This is a genomic window from Verrucosispora sp. ts21 (assembly GCF_002879555.1).
GTDB lineage: Bacteria > Actinomycetota > Actinomycetes > Mycobacteriales > Micromonosporaceae > Micromonospora > Micromonospora gifhornensis.
Genome location: NZ_PNOZ01000016.1, coordinates 44,086 through 57,747, shown reverse-complemented (window position 1 = coordinate 57,747; position 13,662 = coordinate 44,086). Strand labels below are relative to the sequence as shown.

The window sequence follows — 13,662 nt, the reverse complement described above, 5'->3', positions numbered from 1 at the left end:
CTCTGCATAGACGCCTGGTGGGTTTCGCCGCCGAGAAGCCGGAATCATTGTGATCCGCGTCCGCCACCGAAGTGCTGGTCCCTGCCTGCGACGTACGCATCTCGGCCGGCCTGTACCTGCTGACGCACTTCGCCCGCAGTACCCCCGCCGCGAGCGTCCGGACCTGCGGCAGTTACATCGCGGCGAGCTAGCAGTTGGTAACAAGCTATCAGCAATGCGAGTAGAGCAAGAATCGCCGCAATCACGCTGCCCCACTTGGCCGCGTCGTCGAGCCGGGTCACGCCGAAGAAGGCTCCGGCTCCCACCGAGGCGATCGCCGTTAGAAGACCCAACCACACCAGAGCTCTTCTGCCACCTGTCACGAGACCATCATGGACCCTGACCGCGCTGTCAGCCTCGATCGACCGGCTCGGCAACTCGGTCTCGTCGGTCAAGATCTGTGACTCAGACCTCAGCGGCGATCGCGTTGAACAGCCCGCCGAGCCGCTGTTCTGGGCCGTCAACCTTTGTCGTGTGCTGGGCCAGCGGGTGGGATTCGCCCGTCAGCCCTGCTAGGGCCTGCGCGACTTCGTACACATCGGCGCGTACGTAGGTGGACGTGGTACCGGCGTCACTCTTCCCGTCGTGCCCGGCGAAGGCTCGCGCGACGGCGTAGCCAAAGTTCCGCTCGACCCAGGTCAGGGTGGTGTGGCGTAGCCAGTGCGCAGTTACCTGTTGGGTGGCGACCCAGGGCAGGTGAAGGCCAAGCCGCTGGAACAGGTGGTCATAGCGGCGGCTCGTGATCGGGTTGCCGTTGCGGTAGCGAAGCAACTCGCCCTTACGGTCGCCGTCGCCTCGCTCCTCGACGTGTAGGAGAAGGTGCCGCGCCAGGGTCGGTGACACCGGCTGCCACCGAACGGTTTCCCCCTTCTCGCTGAGCCGGACGAGGCATTGCACCGCGTCCAGGTCGCACGGGCGTAGTGCGAGGGCACCGCCCCTTCGACAGGCTGTCTCGGCATGAAGCCGCAGGATCAGCGAGTCGAGCTCGGGGTCGTTGCCGGTGCTGCCTGCTACCGCGAACAGTTGCGCAAGCTGCTTCTCGGGGAGTGCCCTCCGTGTGCTTGCCAGTCGTCGCGGTTTGGCTACCCGCAGGGCTGGATTCTCGGTTTCCTCGATGAGGCGGTCAGCGACGGCGAACTTGTAAAGACACCTCAAAGCCGAAATCAGGTGCTCGGAAGCCGTACGACCTCCGCGGGAGTTGCTCCTCACGATCGCCTCGGTCTTCACCTGCTCGGATAGTTGCTTGACCTCCAGCGGGGTCGGCTCGTCCAATCGACGATCCCCCCAGGCGTCACGCACGCGTCGCCAGTAGGAGTCGTAGACGCGACGTGTTCCGGGGGTAACCGCGTCCGCAACGCGGTCGATGTACTCGGTGAATGTGGGCATCTCTCGGCCCGGTGGGGAAGCCACGTCGCCCGGACCGAGGAGTTGCTCCGGTGTGATGCCTAGGCGCGCGAGAATGAGCCGCGCGGCCTCCACCTCGCCGCTGCTGAGGGAACGACCCACCGCCGGCGTCACCGTGGAGCTCCAAGGTGATAGGCCAGGACCATCGTGTCGAGCACAGCAACCGGATATACGAGGAGCAGGGAGCGGTCCAGAGACGCGGCGAGCAGTAGCCGGTCTCCTGCTTTCAACCGGGTGAGGTGCCGTGCGGTGGCCGGCAGCCGAAGGTGCCCTTGCCGGTCGAGCACATGGCTGCTCTTCTGCTGCGGCGTGATGACAAGGGCGTGCTGGGCGGCGGTGACAGCGACGGGCAATCCAGGTTGCCATCGCAGCGCCGCCAGGGCCGACCGGGCTGCAAGGCGACCGTCGACATCGATCGCGGTGACCGAGTAGTGCATCGCGTTGCGTCGCTCAGGCGCGCGTAGGTGCGGCATCGGCAGGCTACGACCGTACTCACCGGGCGATGGCCCCTCTGACCGTAGTGCTGACCAGAGCCGGTCGATGTACGGCACCGGGACGTCGACGGGAGGCGAGCCCGCTGAGACGGAATGAGGACGCTCATCGGAGATAGACATAGCCTCACATCCATGGCTCGATGGAAGGGCGCGTGCGGGGCACGAACGAGCGCCTCAGCTCGGCCGTCGCGCGGCGGCAATGCGATGCCTACACCGCGCCCTCGTATACGTACGAGAATCAGCGTGTCCATGCGACGTTGGTGGCAGCGCTACCAACGGCTACCGGCGGCGTTACCAGGAACAGCACGCTCCGGCGCTATCTGCCGTACGGAACAGCCGTTGCCGCCGTTCCCTGTTCCATCGCCATCCGGGTCAGCTTGTTCCCGCTGCCGATCCCTATTCCATCCCGGCTGGTAGCCGCCGGCCAGGCGTACCCGCTGTTCTCCGGTTGCACCGCGAAACGCACAGCGACGGATGCGGCGTTGCCGGCTACCGCTGCCCTGTGTGCGAACGATGAACGGCGGCGCGAACGCAGGGAGCGATCGGAGTCAAGCGGCGGACTCAGAGCACGGTGAACGGAGTCTCCTGCCGGCCATCCTTACCGACCGGTCGGTCGCCGTGGCTGTCCGCGAGAGGACAGCCAGGGAACAAGCAGGCCCCACCGGGCTGGCCCCAATGCACGGAGGGCTCCCGCCTCACCAGGTCAGTTACCTCCTGATCCAGGTTGCTCACCCTCATCGGACCCGGCCGACGACAAGCAGTGCTCGACGGAATGCGGATGACGCGGGTGCCACCAAGGCGACACAACGGGGTTTGGAGCAGGAAGGGCCACCAGATTAGGGAACGGTTCTCGATCCGCCGAACCTCCTGATGGCTACCGGTCGATACGGGCCAGCGAACAGCCCGCGACCAGGATCGGGACGTCCACGCGGTAGCCATCCGGCAGCGCCTGCTTCCGAGCCTTGATCGCGGTGCGGCGGTCAGGGAGAGCCGGCGTCGGCGGAGGTGACGGAACGATGAGGCAGACCGAGGCCAGGGGTGAGTGTTCCGCTGGCGAGTGTCGGGGAACAGGGAGCGGTCTCGACGCGCTGGGTGGTTGGGTGCTCGACGTGGGGGCGCTGATCGCGTTCGCGAAGGCCGACACCTTCGTCGGAGCCATGGTGACCTCGTGCCGTCGACGCGGGCAGACCGTGCTGATCTGCGACACAAGCTTCGCCTTGGCGGCCGAGGCTGTCCCGCAGCACACCGACCGCCTTTTGGATCTCGTTCAGGATGCGAACACGTGGCTCGCCGAACTCGCGGCTGCCGAAGGGGTTGCTGTTGACGCTCTTCTTCCGCGTGCTGGCGGAGACCTCAGTCTTGCCCATCTCGTCTACGAGGCGGCACGGCGGGGGTACGCGGTGCTGTCCGACCGGCGGGCGGATGTTCTGGCGGTCGACGGGAAGCTTCTCGTTGAGGCCGCGTGACTGGCGGATTCCTAGCTTGCTTTACCTGACCGGCACCGACAACTGTTTGGTGCACGTATCCGAGGACGGGCGCGACGGGCCTCGTCGGTTATCCACAGGGCTTCGCTGCCGATGTGGACACAGTTCTGGGCCGTGGAAAGGATCCGGGAATGGACTACATCGCAGCGTTACAGCAGGCCATCGCTCGTCTTGAGGAGCGGGGAGTGACCGACGAGACGGAGGCGCAAGCCGGGCTGCGACTCGCCTGCATGGCCTTCGACTCACCGGATGTGCCGTCTCAGCAGTGGGCACTGCTCGGGTTCGAGTTGCTCAACGCGCTCGCCGAGCTGTACCCCGAACCCGCACCGATCGCCATCACTGCCACCACGGCACGGTCTTCAATCACCTCCACCGCAACGCAACGGACCCTGATCCGTTTCGTCTCCATCCTTGGGGACGGCTACGACCAGGCGAGTCAGCAGCCGGAGGTGTCGGCCCAGCGCTGCTTCGCCTACGCCGCGACAGCCGAGCGGCTGAACGCCGCAGTGCGAGGTCTGGTGTGACGTACGGAGAGTGGCTGTCGCGGGCGCATGACGAGCTGACTCAGGCGCAAGGACGCCTACCATCCGATCCGGCGGTCACCCTCGATGACGTCGGAGCGACCGTCGTAGCCCGACATCGGATCTATGCCCGGCTGGCCAAACTCGTGGAGCTGGTCGTCGGCGGTCAACCGGCTCGCGGCGACATCGACCGCGATACCGTCGAGGTCGCCTTGCGGATGCAGGCAGGGAATCACACGACACGGCTCTACCTGGGACTCACCGCTGCGGCTCGCATCGGCTGGCGGACTGTTTCCTCCACGGTGCCGATCTGCCGAGTCGGCCGCCATCTGGAGTCGGCGGCGGAGGCGGTCGCGGTGGCGGGAGAGATCCTGACCGGCCACGCGCCGCCGGCCCGGGAGCCGCTGACTCCAGAAGGCGTGGCGATTCGTGCCGGTGCCGGAGGGAGAGCCGGCCTGGCCGACATCGCCCGGCTGACCAAGGACATGTTGGCCATCGATGCAGGGCTACCTGAGTGGCTGTCGAACAGCCATCGGCTCGCGTATGGAGCCTTCGCGGCGGTGGCGGATGAGGCCCGCTGGACCAGCAACGGTTACCTGGCCGGGGTCGTGCACCAGGTGATGTCGGACGTGGGCGACGCTCCATCGCTGCTGCACCTGCTCGAACCGCCACCGGTCCTGGCCGGCCACCGGGCGATCAGCGATGGCGCGTCGGCCCTGCGCTCGCTGGTCGCGGTGCGCGACTGGATGCACCGCAACCCCGGCGAGGTGCGTGCCAAGCACTTGGCCAAGGCAACCCAAGCGGCACTCGCGATCAGCGCGCTCGCCTCATCCGGTGCACCTGGAGCGGACTGGCGTTCGTGGAGCGCAGCGGCGCACGCCGCCGGTCAGCTGCATGGCACGCCGCCGCACGGCCCGGCAGTTTATATGGCTCGTGAGCTTGACCTGGTAACGGGATGGGTCCGCCCACGGCCGCCGCGACCAGGCCAGCTCACCGCCCGCGGCTCCCGACTCAACACGATCGACAAGCTAGCCGCGGTGTTGCCGTCACTGTCGGAGGTTCTGAGTGCGGCAACCCAGAGGACAGCTGGAAACGGTCACTTCTTCGTCCTTGGCCGGCGGGAACTCGAACGCCTGCCCAGGTCGCTGGTGTATCACGCGGTGGCGCGGTGGTGCGTTGCGCAGCCAGACGACGAGCAGGTCTACCAGTTGAGGTCGGCGCTCGCCGCTGTGGGTGCGTCCGCACTCGCCTCGGCGTCGCCGCAGGTACCCCGCGCCGCACCACGCCTGGCCAAGCTCGCCTTCGCGGCGACCGCTGGCCACCGTCCCGAGCTCAGGAACCACACAGATGGTGGAACCCATCAGCCGGAAGGGTGGCCCCTTCCTGCCCGACACGAACGCGACCGACCCCAACGTGGGCGCTGAACGTGCCCACCACTGAATGATCAAGCGAAGAGGTGAGCTGAGGAGCCCGGCCGGGTGGTAACGGCTGGTCGCGCTGGCGGCAACCGTTGCCGGCTACCCTGGGCGGTGCGGACCGTCTGGCGGTCGCATCGGGCTCCATCGGGTTGTAGCGGCCCGGAGCCCCGGCGCTGGCCCACTGACCGCTGTCGCGTGGGCCAGCGCCGTCACCGGCATTAGGCCGGCAACTCCATCTCGTGCTGCGAGAGCAGTTGCTGACCGAGCCAGGCCCGGACGCGGTACCGGCGGACGGCCGCCGGGCCGGACAGCAGGGTGGTTTCCACGTCGACGGGCACCAGGGCGTCAACGACGCGGGTGTATGCGGCGACGAATGCGCCCGGAGCGCCGGCGCCGTCGACCAACCGGGCTTGTTCGGCGGCGGCGATGGCGCTGATGCCACCGAACACGGTCCCAGAGGTCGGGGTCTGCGTGGTCAAGATGATGTAGAACGCCTGCTGGCGAGTCGGTGTCAGGTTCTCCGCCGGCACCCACCCGGGGCCGGACACTTGCCGGTTGCCGGGGGCGGTGGTGTCGCCCATGTGCACCTCCTGGGCACGGGCAGCCAGGGCCGGGAGCGGCGCGACGGCCGTTCCCGCCGTGAGCTGCGACTGTCAGGGGTGCCGTCCGGGGCACTCGGCGGTGTGGTGGCGAGGGTCGTCACCGTGGGTGCAGTAGAGACCGTCCTGGTTGGCCTCGGTCAGCCCGTAGGTGTAGACCGGCGGGTAGGCCCGGTCGGTGTCGGCGTAGACCAGGACCCGCAACCGGTCGACGTCCAGCGGGTACGCCTGCCGCAGCGCGACGTCCCGCGCGAGCTGCTGCGCCGGCCCGACGGCCGTGCCGTGGGAGACCGTCTGCCACGCGGTGCGTTCGCGGCCCACCTGCACCGCGTACGCCCGCTCCACCACCGCGTCCTGCGGCGCCGCAGTCTCGGCCGGCACCTGGTTCGGGATGTCGCGGCGGCGGGGGATGCCCCGGTCGTAGGCCAGGCACAGCGCGGTGCCCCACGGCCGCGAGTAGGTGCGGCTGCGGTCCTCGGCGGTCAGGCCGATCACTTTGGCGTACCAGCGGTGGTCACGAGGGTGACCGGGGTGGGTGCACTGGAACGCGGCGATGTCGAGGATGTGTAGGTCGGCACCGTATTCGAGGATGACGTCGCCGACCTGGAGGTCCAACCGGCCGACCATGTCGTAGGTGTAGCCGCCGTGCGTGATCGGCCGGGCGTAGTCGGGGTGCACCCGGGGGCCGTCGGGGTGGAACTGAACCCACCCGCGCGGAGCGTCCTCCGGCAGTACGTCGTTGAGGTGCGCGAAGACGCCCTTGTCGCGCAGTTCCTCGAAGCCGCTGATCGCCAGCCGGCACCAGGTCTCGTCACCGCGGGCGAAGGGACCGGCGACGGCGTCGATGACACCGCGCTGTGCCTCGTCCATCGTGTCGTCGGCGTTCTCGACGCCAGCGGCGACACATGCCCGGAACTCCGGCGTGCTGGCCGTCTGCTCGATCTCCTTCCACCGCTGCACCGAGGTGACCGAGGCCGGTCCCGCGTCCTCGGGGGCCAGCAGGAACGTCTGCGAACCGCTGAGGTTCGGCACGGTGCCGGCGTCGGTGACGACGTCGTAGCGCGTCCGCCGGCCCGCGATGCTGTCGAGGTGGCTGACCGTTGCGGTCGTGGCGCCGGTCTTGACCCGGCTCGGGTGCCACCGGCCGCCGGTGCGCGTGGACGCCTTGCTCAGGTCGTCGATGATGAGGATGCGGTCGCCGGGACGCAGCCTGGCGGTGGTCTTCTTACCCTTCGCGGTCACGATGGGTCCTTCCGTCTGGCGCTTGGTTGGAGGCGGATCCCGGGTGGTAGCGACACCGGGGAACCGCAGGTGGTGCGAGAAGAAGCGGGTGGTAGACGGGGATTGCCGGGGGTGCTCGGGGCCGGGCGAGATGGAACGGCGCTGGTGAGATCACCGTTCGTCGTCCGAGAACGGCGTGTGCCGCCGGCCGACGACGAAGCCCGTGTCCTGGCTGAAGATGCGCCCGCAGGAGGTGCAGACGTTGGTCTGCCCGTCCCAGCCGTGCGATGTCGGCTCCACCGGACGGCCGTCAGCGTCACTCGGCGTGAAGCCGTACATGTGCGGCTCGTTGCCACACAGGCACTCCCACCAGCCCTCGGCGATACCGGCGATCTGTTCCGGCAGAGCAGGAAAGTCAGCAGACGAAGACAGCATGGGCAAGGCCCTCCATTCCGTGTCGTGATGTGCAGGGCGCTGAGTCAGAATCCGGCGAATAAATCGAGTTGCTCGCCGTGGTCGGCCGGACGGCACGCCCTCCAGATGGCCAGCCCGGCGGCGGCGCACGCCTCATCGATGTCCCGCCACTCGACCCCGAACGGCGGTCCGGCGCAGGACCGGCGTCGTTGCATCGCCACGGCGCACTGCTCGATCAGATCCCGGGAGACCGGGCGGGCGAAGAAGACCGCCGCGACCTCCGACCAGGACACCTTCAGCGGCCTGACCAGGTCGCCATCCCTTACCAGCGCACCACCCGTGCGTGAGTAGTCCAGCCAGCGTCCGCGCGGCAGGGAACAGTCGCCGCCATCTCCGGGGCACAGCGCCAACGGATCGCCAGTGCGCGACAACATCAGCGGGCACATCGCGTGCGACGACTCGAACACCCCGACCGCCCACGCCAGCGTCGGACGGTGTGTGCCCTCGTGCGCGGTCGTCAGGATCTCGCGCGCCTGCCCACGAAGCTGCCGGTCAGCGTCCACCGGTCACCTCGCCACGCTCCGGCCCGACCTGAGACACGTCCTGCCAGTCCTGCCCGCCCCAGATCTGCCACGTACCGTCCCGATCCGGCGGCGACTCCCGTACGGCAGCGACCGCGACACCGAGGCGTGCCGACGGGTCGGCCGGAGCCGGGATACCCCGAAAGGCGCTCGGGTAGCGGCTCCGCGAACCCGGTAGCGCCGTGAGCAACCGTGCGGGGATGCAGTTCCACCGGAGGTACCCCCGGACGATGGCCTCGCCGTCGTGCTCGTGGGCCAGGGCTTCCAGGACGGCTTCCACCTCAACCGACTCACCCTCGTCGGTGCGGCATGTCGTCGCGAACGCCCGCAGTTCGCTTTTCCCCGAAGCCCTGGTCGGGCAGTGGGCGGAAGAACGTCTCTCCGCCCTGTCCGTCGTTCTCGATCCGGCCGACCAACTGACCGTCGCGCAGGAGTGTGGCGGTCCACGCCACACCGCCGCCGACGGCCACCTGCTTGAGGCTCGTCGCCCGCAGCCGCCGATCCGGCATCTGGAGGCCACTGTGCGGAAGGCGCACGAGTTTCGACGGATCCGGGCTGGACTCAGGTTCCGGGGCGGGCTTGGCCTCGATGGTCGCGGCCGGAGTGTCCATGACCAGGCGAGACAGATCAGCCCAGGCCGTCCGCATGTAGCCGGTGCCCTCGCCGTTGAGACGGTCGGAACCGTCCTTCTTCACGACGACACCCCGGATCATCGCGGACCGCTCGCCCTCGCGATGGCTGACATCGGTGACGCGCAGCCGGTACTCCGCCCGACGGCCGGGGTCGGCACCCGACGGGACGATGATCAAGTCGTCCGGGACGACGAGGCACAGCCCGATCACGGAACCAACGTGCGCGTTCTGCTCGTGCGTCGGCAGCCCGGCGAGTGGGTTGACGCCGGCCCGGCGACCGTGAGCCGTGACCATGACGACAGGCCACCCGCCTGCCCGCGTGCACCGGTCGACGTACTCGTACACCCGGAAGTACGCCACACGGGCAGCCGAGTGCCCGTCGGTCTCCCAGTCGTGCAGAACACCACGGGTCGTCCGCTGATAGGTCCGAACAGCATCCCGAAACGTCTCCGCCCAACACGCATCGCCCTGTGCGCTGCTGCTGATATCGAGCAGATCGTGATTCTCGGTGAACGCCTGAATCAGGTACTCGGGCATGTGGGTCGCCTCCGGGAACTTAGGGGGTCCGTCGGTGCTTATATAATGATACCCCCAAACAGCGCCAGGAGCTGTTGCTTCTATCACTTCTCATGCGCTTTTAGCGTGATTTTAGATGTCCGGACATCGATTGCTTGACGCCGACGATCGGGTTGAAGGCCCGGATGGGCGGCCTGTCTTGGCTGCCCTCGCTGTGAACGCCGGTGCCCTGTACGGGGCACCGGCGAGACTGCTTATTGAGATGGGCGGCGCAAGAGGAGACTCAATACCTTGCGGGCGGCGCGGCGGCGGTGCGGACTACGGGCCAGGACGGCTACCAGGGCTGTGGTCGTGATGGTGGCGCTGTAGATCAGAGCGGCGGCGCCACCGGCGAGGCCGCCGGCGTGGAGCAGGGTGAGCAAGCTGGGCATTCGCTGGCACCTTCCGGTGGTGTCGGGTTGGTGCCGTTGGTTCTGCTCGTCCGGCCGGTTTCCGGCGATCGGTCGGTTCGGCTACGGTGCCAGAATGTCGAGGTCACGCCGGGTGATAGCGGGCTTTCCGAGCCTCATCCGGTCCGGAACCGGGATCGGAACCGGGGTGGTGCTGTGACGCGAGGAGCCGCAGCCGAACGGTTCGCGGACGAGTTAGGCCGACTACATGAGGCCGCCGGCAGACCACCCTTGAAGTCACTCGTTCACCAAGCTGAACAGCAGCTGCCGCCAGTCAAGCTGACCGACTCCGGAATCAGTGACTGGCTCAATGGTCGTACGGTTCCCAGCAGCAGGGCGGCGTTGCGGTTCCTGATCGGCTACCTCCAGGCCGCTGCACCCCTCGATTACCCACGACACCCGGACACTTGGTGGGAGGCTCGGCGACGCGAGGCGTGGGCGGAGAAGCACCGCAACCGTGGTGGCCGACCTACGGTGAAACGACCAGGTGCTTTCCTGGCCGACGGCAATCCGCCGTTGGGGTCTGTCATCGGCGACCTAGACGAGGCAGCCGCTTTGACCTTGGAGGTCCATCGCGCCGTCGCCACCGACTACACCGATTTGCCGCTGCTGCCGCCGTACCTAACCCGCGCTCACGACGACCTCCTCCGTGCCGAGTTGGCGCGGGCAGAGCAGGGGTCACAGGTGGTGATGCTCATCGGCGCCTCGTCCACGGGAAAGACGCGTGCGTGCTGGGAAGCCATCCGCGCGGTGTTGCCTCGGTGGCGGGTGTGGCAGCCTCTCACCCCTGAGCGTCCGCAGGCCGTCGTTGAAGCACTTGCCGATGGTCGGGTCGCGCCGCGCACGGTGATCTGGCTCAACGAGGCTCAGATGTACCTGCAACCTCCTGGCGTCGGCGCCCAGGTAGCGACCGCGCTGCAACAGCTACTGCACGCCCCCACAGGCCCGATTCTGGTGCTCGGCTCGATGTGGCCACAGTACTGGGCTACGTTGACAGACGTTCGCTTGCAGGAGCACGCCGCCGCCCGGGTACTGCTGGGCCGCGGCGTTGATATCAGCGTTCCCACTGGGTTCTCTGACGCCGACCTCGCCCGCCTCAAAGTGCAGATCGCCGCCGATCCGCGGCTGCGGACCGCTGCCGAACACGGCGGTAGGCGCATCACGCAGCATCTAGCCGGGGTGCCAGAGCTGATCCGCCGTTATGAGCAAGCTGATGATCATGCCCGAGCTGTGCTGTGGGCAGCCATGGACGCCCGTCGCCTCAGCCGCTGGCTTTACCTGCCACGCCAGCTTCTATACCAGGCCGCGCCCGGCTACCTCGACCCAGAGATCTGGGACCAGACCCCAGACGACGAAACGTGGCTTAGTGAAGCCTTGACCTATCTCACCGAACCTTGCCACGGCACGCCCGGGCCGCTCAGGCGTCACAAGCCGCTACCTGGCGATACGACCCTAATCGGCGACGCGTATCGACTCGCCGACTATCTCGAACAAACCGGCCGCACGCAGCGCGCCGAGATCTTCCCACCCGCCACATTCTGGAACGCCGTCACAGCTTGCGCCGACCCTGAAATCCTTGCCGATCTTGCCGACGCCGCTCATTGTCGAGGCCGGCTTCGCCGGGCCGACCAGCTATTCCGACAGGCTGCCGACCATGGCAGCAGAATCGCGCTGCTGAGTTTGGCAAGGCAATGGGAGGACGCTGGCGACCGTGCTGGCGTCGAAGCGCTGTATTGGCAGGCCGCCGACCGTGGCGACACATTGGCGCTGCTGGCACTGGGCCGCATGCGGGAGGAGGTGGGTGATCGTGCGGGCGCCGAGGCGCTGTATTGGCAGGCCGCCGACCTTGGTAACACATGGGCGCTGAAGGACCTGGCCCAGACGCGGGAACACGTCGGTGATCGTGCGGGCGCCGAGGCGCTGTATCGGCAGGCCGCCGACCTTGGTGACATATCGGCGCTGAAGGACCTGGCCCAGATGCGGGAACGCGTCGGCGATCGCGATGGCGCCGAGGCAGCGGCGTCGCAGGCCGCTGATCGTGGGGACACTAGTGCAATGCGTGAGCTGTGCCGGCTACGGGAACGTGGGGGTGATCGTGCTGGCGCAGAGGGGCTGTATTGGCAGGCCGCCGAGCGTGGCGGCACATGGGCGCTGAGGGACTTAGCCAGGATGCGGGAACGTGCGGGTGACCCCGCAGGGGCAGAGGCAGTGGCGGCGGAGGCATCTAACCGTGGCGAGGTAGGCGCGCTGCGGGACTTGGCCCAGCTCCGGGAACAGGCTGGTGACCACGGTGTCGCCGATCGGCTGTACCGGCAGGCTGTAGACCGCGGCGACACGGGTGCGCTGTGGGACCTGGCTCGGATGCGGCAGCAGGTTGGTGATCAGGATGCCGCCGAGCGGCTGTACTTGCAGGCGGCGCACCTCGGTGATACCGCAGCGCTGGGGGTCCTGACGGGATTGCGGGAACGTTCCGGCAACCCTGCTGGAGCGGAAGCTGCCGCAGTCCTCGCCGCCGACCGGGGTGACACCGAGGCGCTGCGGGACCTAGCTGCGCTGCGGGATGAGGCCGGCGACTGCCACGGCGCCGAAGCTACTGCCGCGCTGGCTGCCGAGCGTGGTGACACCGGGGCACTGCGGGACCTGGCTGCGCTGCGGGAGGAGCGTGGCGACCGCGTTGGCGCCGAGGTTCTGTACCGGCAGGCTGCTGACCGGGGCGACAGCGATGCACTCATCGAGTTGGCCGAACTACTTGCGGAGGCCGGTGATCGTGCCGGGGCCGAGGCTCTTTACCGACAGGCCGCCGACGCCGGCGTCAGCGAAGCGCTGTCAGCCCTTGCCCTGCTGTGGAGACGCAGCGGCGACCTGATAGGCGCTAAGCGCCTGCTCCGTCTGGGCTTGACCGACGATGGTAAACCCTGCGAACTCGACTGGACGGGCGGCGACAACGACCAGTCGTCGAACCGGTAGCTCGATTGAGAGGCGGCGGTTGCAGCAAGATATGCCGATTGCTTATCAATCTGCGACCGAGCGCGGTCGCAGATTGGCATTGGGAGCGGCCGGGCGGCCTTCCGGTAGGCCGGCGCCGCTGCGGCGGTAACGCCTCCGAGGCAGGATCCGCAAGGGCGATCCGGTCGGATCAGCTTCAGCTCTCACCTGCCGGCACAACAGGCAGGTATCGATTCGACGGAGCGAGGAGTTGGCGATGCATCGGAGAGACTACGAAGAGGTTGCCATGCCGTCTCGTCGGGAGTTGCTCGGCTAGAAGAAGCGCTGAGCAGCGGTGCGGTCGGACCAATGGACGAGGCGCAGGCCAGACGCATGGTCGCCGTCGTAATCGGTGGTATGGCGGAATACTTCTCCGATCAAAATCTGATTTTCAACTCCGAGGCGTTCTTAATCGCTGCCGGCCTGCGCGATGATGTCATGGCCCTGGCCCCGGATAAGCCCTCACGCCATCCCGGCGGCCCCATCGACTTCGAGCACGTACGCGTTGGTGACTCTCTGTCCTACGTCACGTCTGGTGGTCACCGCCGCATCGGCGATGTCGTGAAGACGAGTGACCTGACCATCACTGTCGACCCTGTGTGGGACCTGGAGTGGGGCGAGAAGGTCCCAGGGGCAACCCGGCTACGGCGGTCTAACTGGTCGCGTCACCACGTGCACCTGGCGGAGCACGCTGACCCGATCGGGGCGGCCAGCCAGCTCGGACAGCGAGGCCCCAATGTTGCAGCCCAAGGGTTCCCAAACCCACCCAGGACAGGCAGCCGCTCACCAGATGCCGAGGCGGTCGCGGCGCAAGATCGGACTTCGTCTGAGGCGGAAAGGCCGGAGCGACCGTTGCGGTAACTGGCTCGTGCGGCAACGCCACGGCTCACGCTCCCGGTAACGCC

Annotated in this window: 13 protein-coding genes; 5 read left to right on the top strand and 8 right to left on the bottom strand. The window is 67.7% G+C overall.

Annotated elements, in window-relative coordinates:
• Nucleotides 1-444: 444 nt before the first annotated feature.
• Both C1A38_RS09510 and C1A38_RS31730 read right to left on the bottom strand, forming a co-directional pair.
• Nucleotides 445-1,557, bottom strand: coding sequence for a tyrosine-type recombinase/integrase (locus tag C1A38_RS09510; RefSeq protein WP_233196736.1), 1,113 nt, complete (start codon nucleotides 1,555-1,557; stop codon nucleotides 445-447).
• A complete protein-coding gene (locus tag C1A38_RS31730) occupies nucleotides 1,554-1,880 on the bottom strand; it encodes a hypothetical protein (RefSeq protein ID WP_233196735.1) in 327 nt (108 codons plus the stop codon). The genes C1A38_RS09510 and C1A38_RS31730 overlap by 4 nt, the downstream gene beginning before the upstream one ends.
• A 1,157-nt stretch (nucleotides 1,881-3,037) precedes the next feature.
• Between C1A38_RS31730 and C1A38_RS09505 the strand changes: the two genes are divergently transcribed.
• From C1A38_RS09505 to C1A38_RS09495, 3 genes are all read left to right on the top strand, one after another.
• Nucleotides 3,038-3,403: a hypothetical protein gene (locus C1A38_RS09505; RefSeq protein WP_102657466.1), complete on the top strand. Its 366-nt coding sequence runs from the start codon at nucleotides 3,038-3,040 to the stop codon at nucleotides 3,401-3,403.
• Nucleotides 3,404-3,552: 149 nt separating this feature from the next.
• On the top strand, nucleotides 3,553-3,945 hold the full coding sequence (locus tag C1A38_RS09500) for a hypothetical protein (protein ID WP_102657465.1): 393 nt from the start codon (nucleotides 3,553-3,555) through the stop codon (nucleotides 3,943-3,945).
• Nucleotides 3,942-5,366 (top strand): hypothetical protein, encoded by a 1,425-nt coding sequence (locus C1A38_RS09495; RefSeq protein ID WP_233196734.1) that lies wholly within the window; start codon nucleotides 3,942-3,944, stop codon nucleotides 5,364-5,366. The genes C1A38_RS09500 and C1A38_RS09495 overlap by 4 nt, the downstream gene beginning before the upstream one ends.
• Nucleotides 5,367-5,578: 212 nt before the next feature.
• On the opposite strand, the gene C1A38_RS09490 is transcribed toward C1A38_RS09495, so the two are convergent.
• From C1A38_RS09490 to C1A38_RS09470, 6 genes are all read right to left on the bottom strand, one after another.
• The gene (locus tag C1A38_RS09490; RefSeq protein WP_102657464.1) at nucleotides 5,579-5,941 is read right to left on the bottom strand and encodes a hypothetical protein; all 363 of its coding nucleotides are present in this window, start codon (nucleotides 5,939-5,941) and stop codon (nucleotides 5,579-5,581) included.
• Nucleotides 5,942-6,013: 72 nt separating this feature from the next.
• Nucleotides 6,014-7,201, bottom strand: a complete 1,188-nt coding sequence (locus C1A38_RS31330; protein ID WP_199180151.1) for a hypothetical protein — start codon at nucleotides 7,199-7,201, stop codon at nucleotides 6,014-6,016.
• Between the two features lie 150 nt (nucleotides 7,202-7,351).
• A complete protein-coding gene (locus C1A38_RS30755) occupies nucleotides 7,352-7,615 on the bottom strand; it encodes a hypothetical protein (protein ID WP_146017503.1) in 264 nt (87 codons plus the stop codon).
• A 44-nt stretch (nucleotides 7,616-7,659) separates the two neighbouring features.
• Nucleotides 7,660-8,157, bottom strand: coding sequence for a hypothetical protein (locus tag C1A38_RS09480; protein WP_102657463.1), 498 nt, complete (start codon nucleotides 8,155-8,157; stop codon nucleotides 7,660-7,662).
• The gene (locus C1A38_RS09475; protein ID WP_102657462.1) at nucleotides 8,147-8,455 is read right to left on the bottom strand and encodes a hypothetical protein; all 309 of its coding nucleotides are present in this window, start codon (nucleotides 8,453-8,455) and stop codon (nucleotides 8,147-8,149) included. Before C1A38_RS09475 ends, C1A38_RS09480 begins: the two co-directional genes overlap by 11 nt.
• A gap of 10 nt (nucleotides 8,456-8,465) precedes the next feature.
• Complete coding sequence (locus tag C1A38_RS09470) at nucleotides 8,466-9,344, bottom strand: hypothetical protein (protein WP_102657461.1); 879 nt, start codon at nucleotides 9,342-9,344, stop codon at nucleotides 8,466-8,468.
• A 659-nt stretch (nucleotides 9,345-10,003) separates the two neighbouring features.
• On the opposite strand from C1A38_RS09470, the gene C1A38_RS09465 reads away from it, so the two are divergent.
• Nucleotides 10,004-12,739: a tetratricopeptide repeat protein gene (locus C1A38_RS09465; RefSeq protein ID WP_146017502.1), complete on the top strand. Its 2,736-nt coding sequence runs from the start codon at nucleotides 10,004-10,006 to the stop codon at nucleotides 12,737-12,739.
• Between the two features lie 327 nt (nucleotides 12,740-13,066).
• A complete protein-coding gene (locus C1A38_RS30750) occupies nucleotides 13,067-13,618 on the top strand; it encodes a hypothetical protein (RefSeq protein WP_146017501.1) in 552 nt (183 codons plus the stop codon).
• The last annotated feature ends 44 nt before the right edge of the window (nucleotides 13,619-13,662 follow it).

Coding starts and splice junctions, on each gene's coding strand:
- C1A38_RS31730 (WP_233196735.1), bottom strand. CDS start 1,880: ATGCACTACTCGGTCACCGCGATCGATGTCGACGGTCGCCTTGCAGCC.
- C1A38_RS09500 (WP_102657465.1), top strand. CDS start 3,553: ATGGACTACATCGCAGCGTTACAGCAGGCCATCGCTCGTCTTGAGGAG.
- C1A38_RS09490 (WP_102657464.1), bottom strand. CDS start 5,941: ATGGGCGACACCACCGCCCCCGGCAACCGGCAAGTGTCCGGCCCCGGG.
- C1A38_RS30755 (WP_146017503.1), bottom strand. CDS start 7,615: ATGCTGTCTTCGTCTGCTGACTTTCCTGCTCTGCCGGAACAGATCGCC.
- C1A38_RS09470 (WP_102657461.1), bottom strand. CDS start 9,344: ATGCCCGAGTACCTGATTCAGGCGTTCACCGAGAATCACGATCTGCTC.
- C1A38_RS30750 (WP_146017501.1), top strand. CDS start 13,067: ATGGACGAGGCGCAGGCCAGACGCATGGTCGCCGTCGTAATCGGTGGT.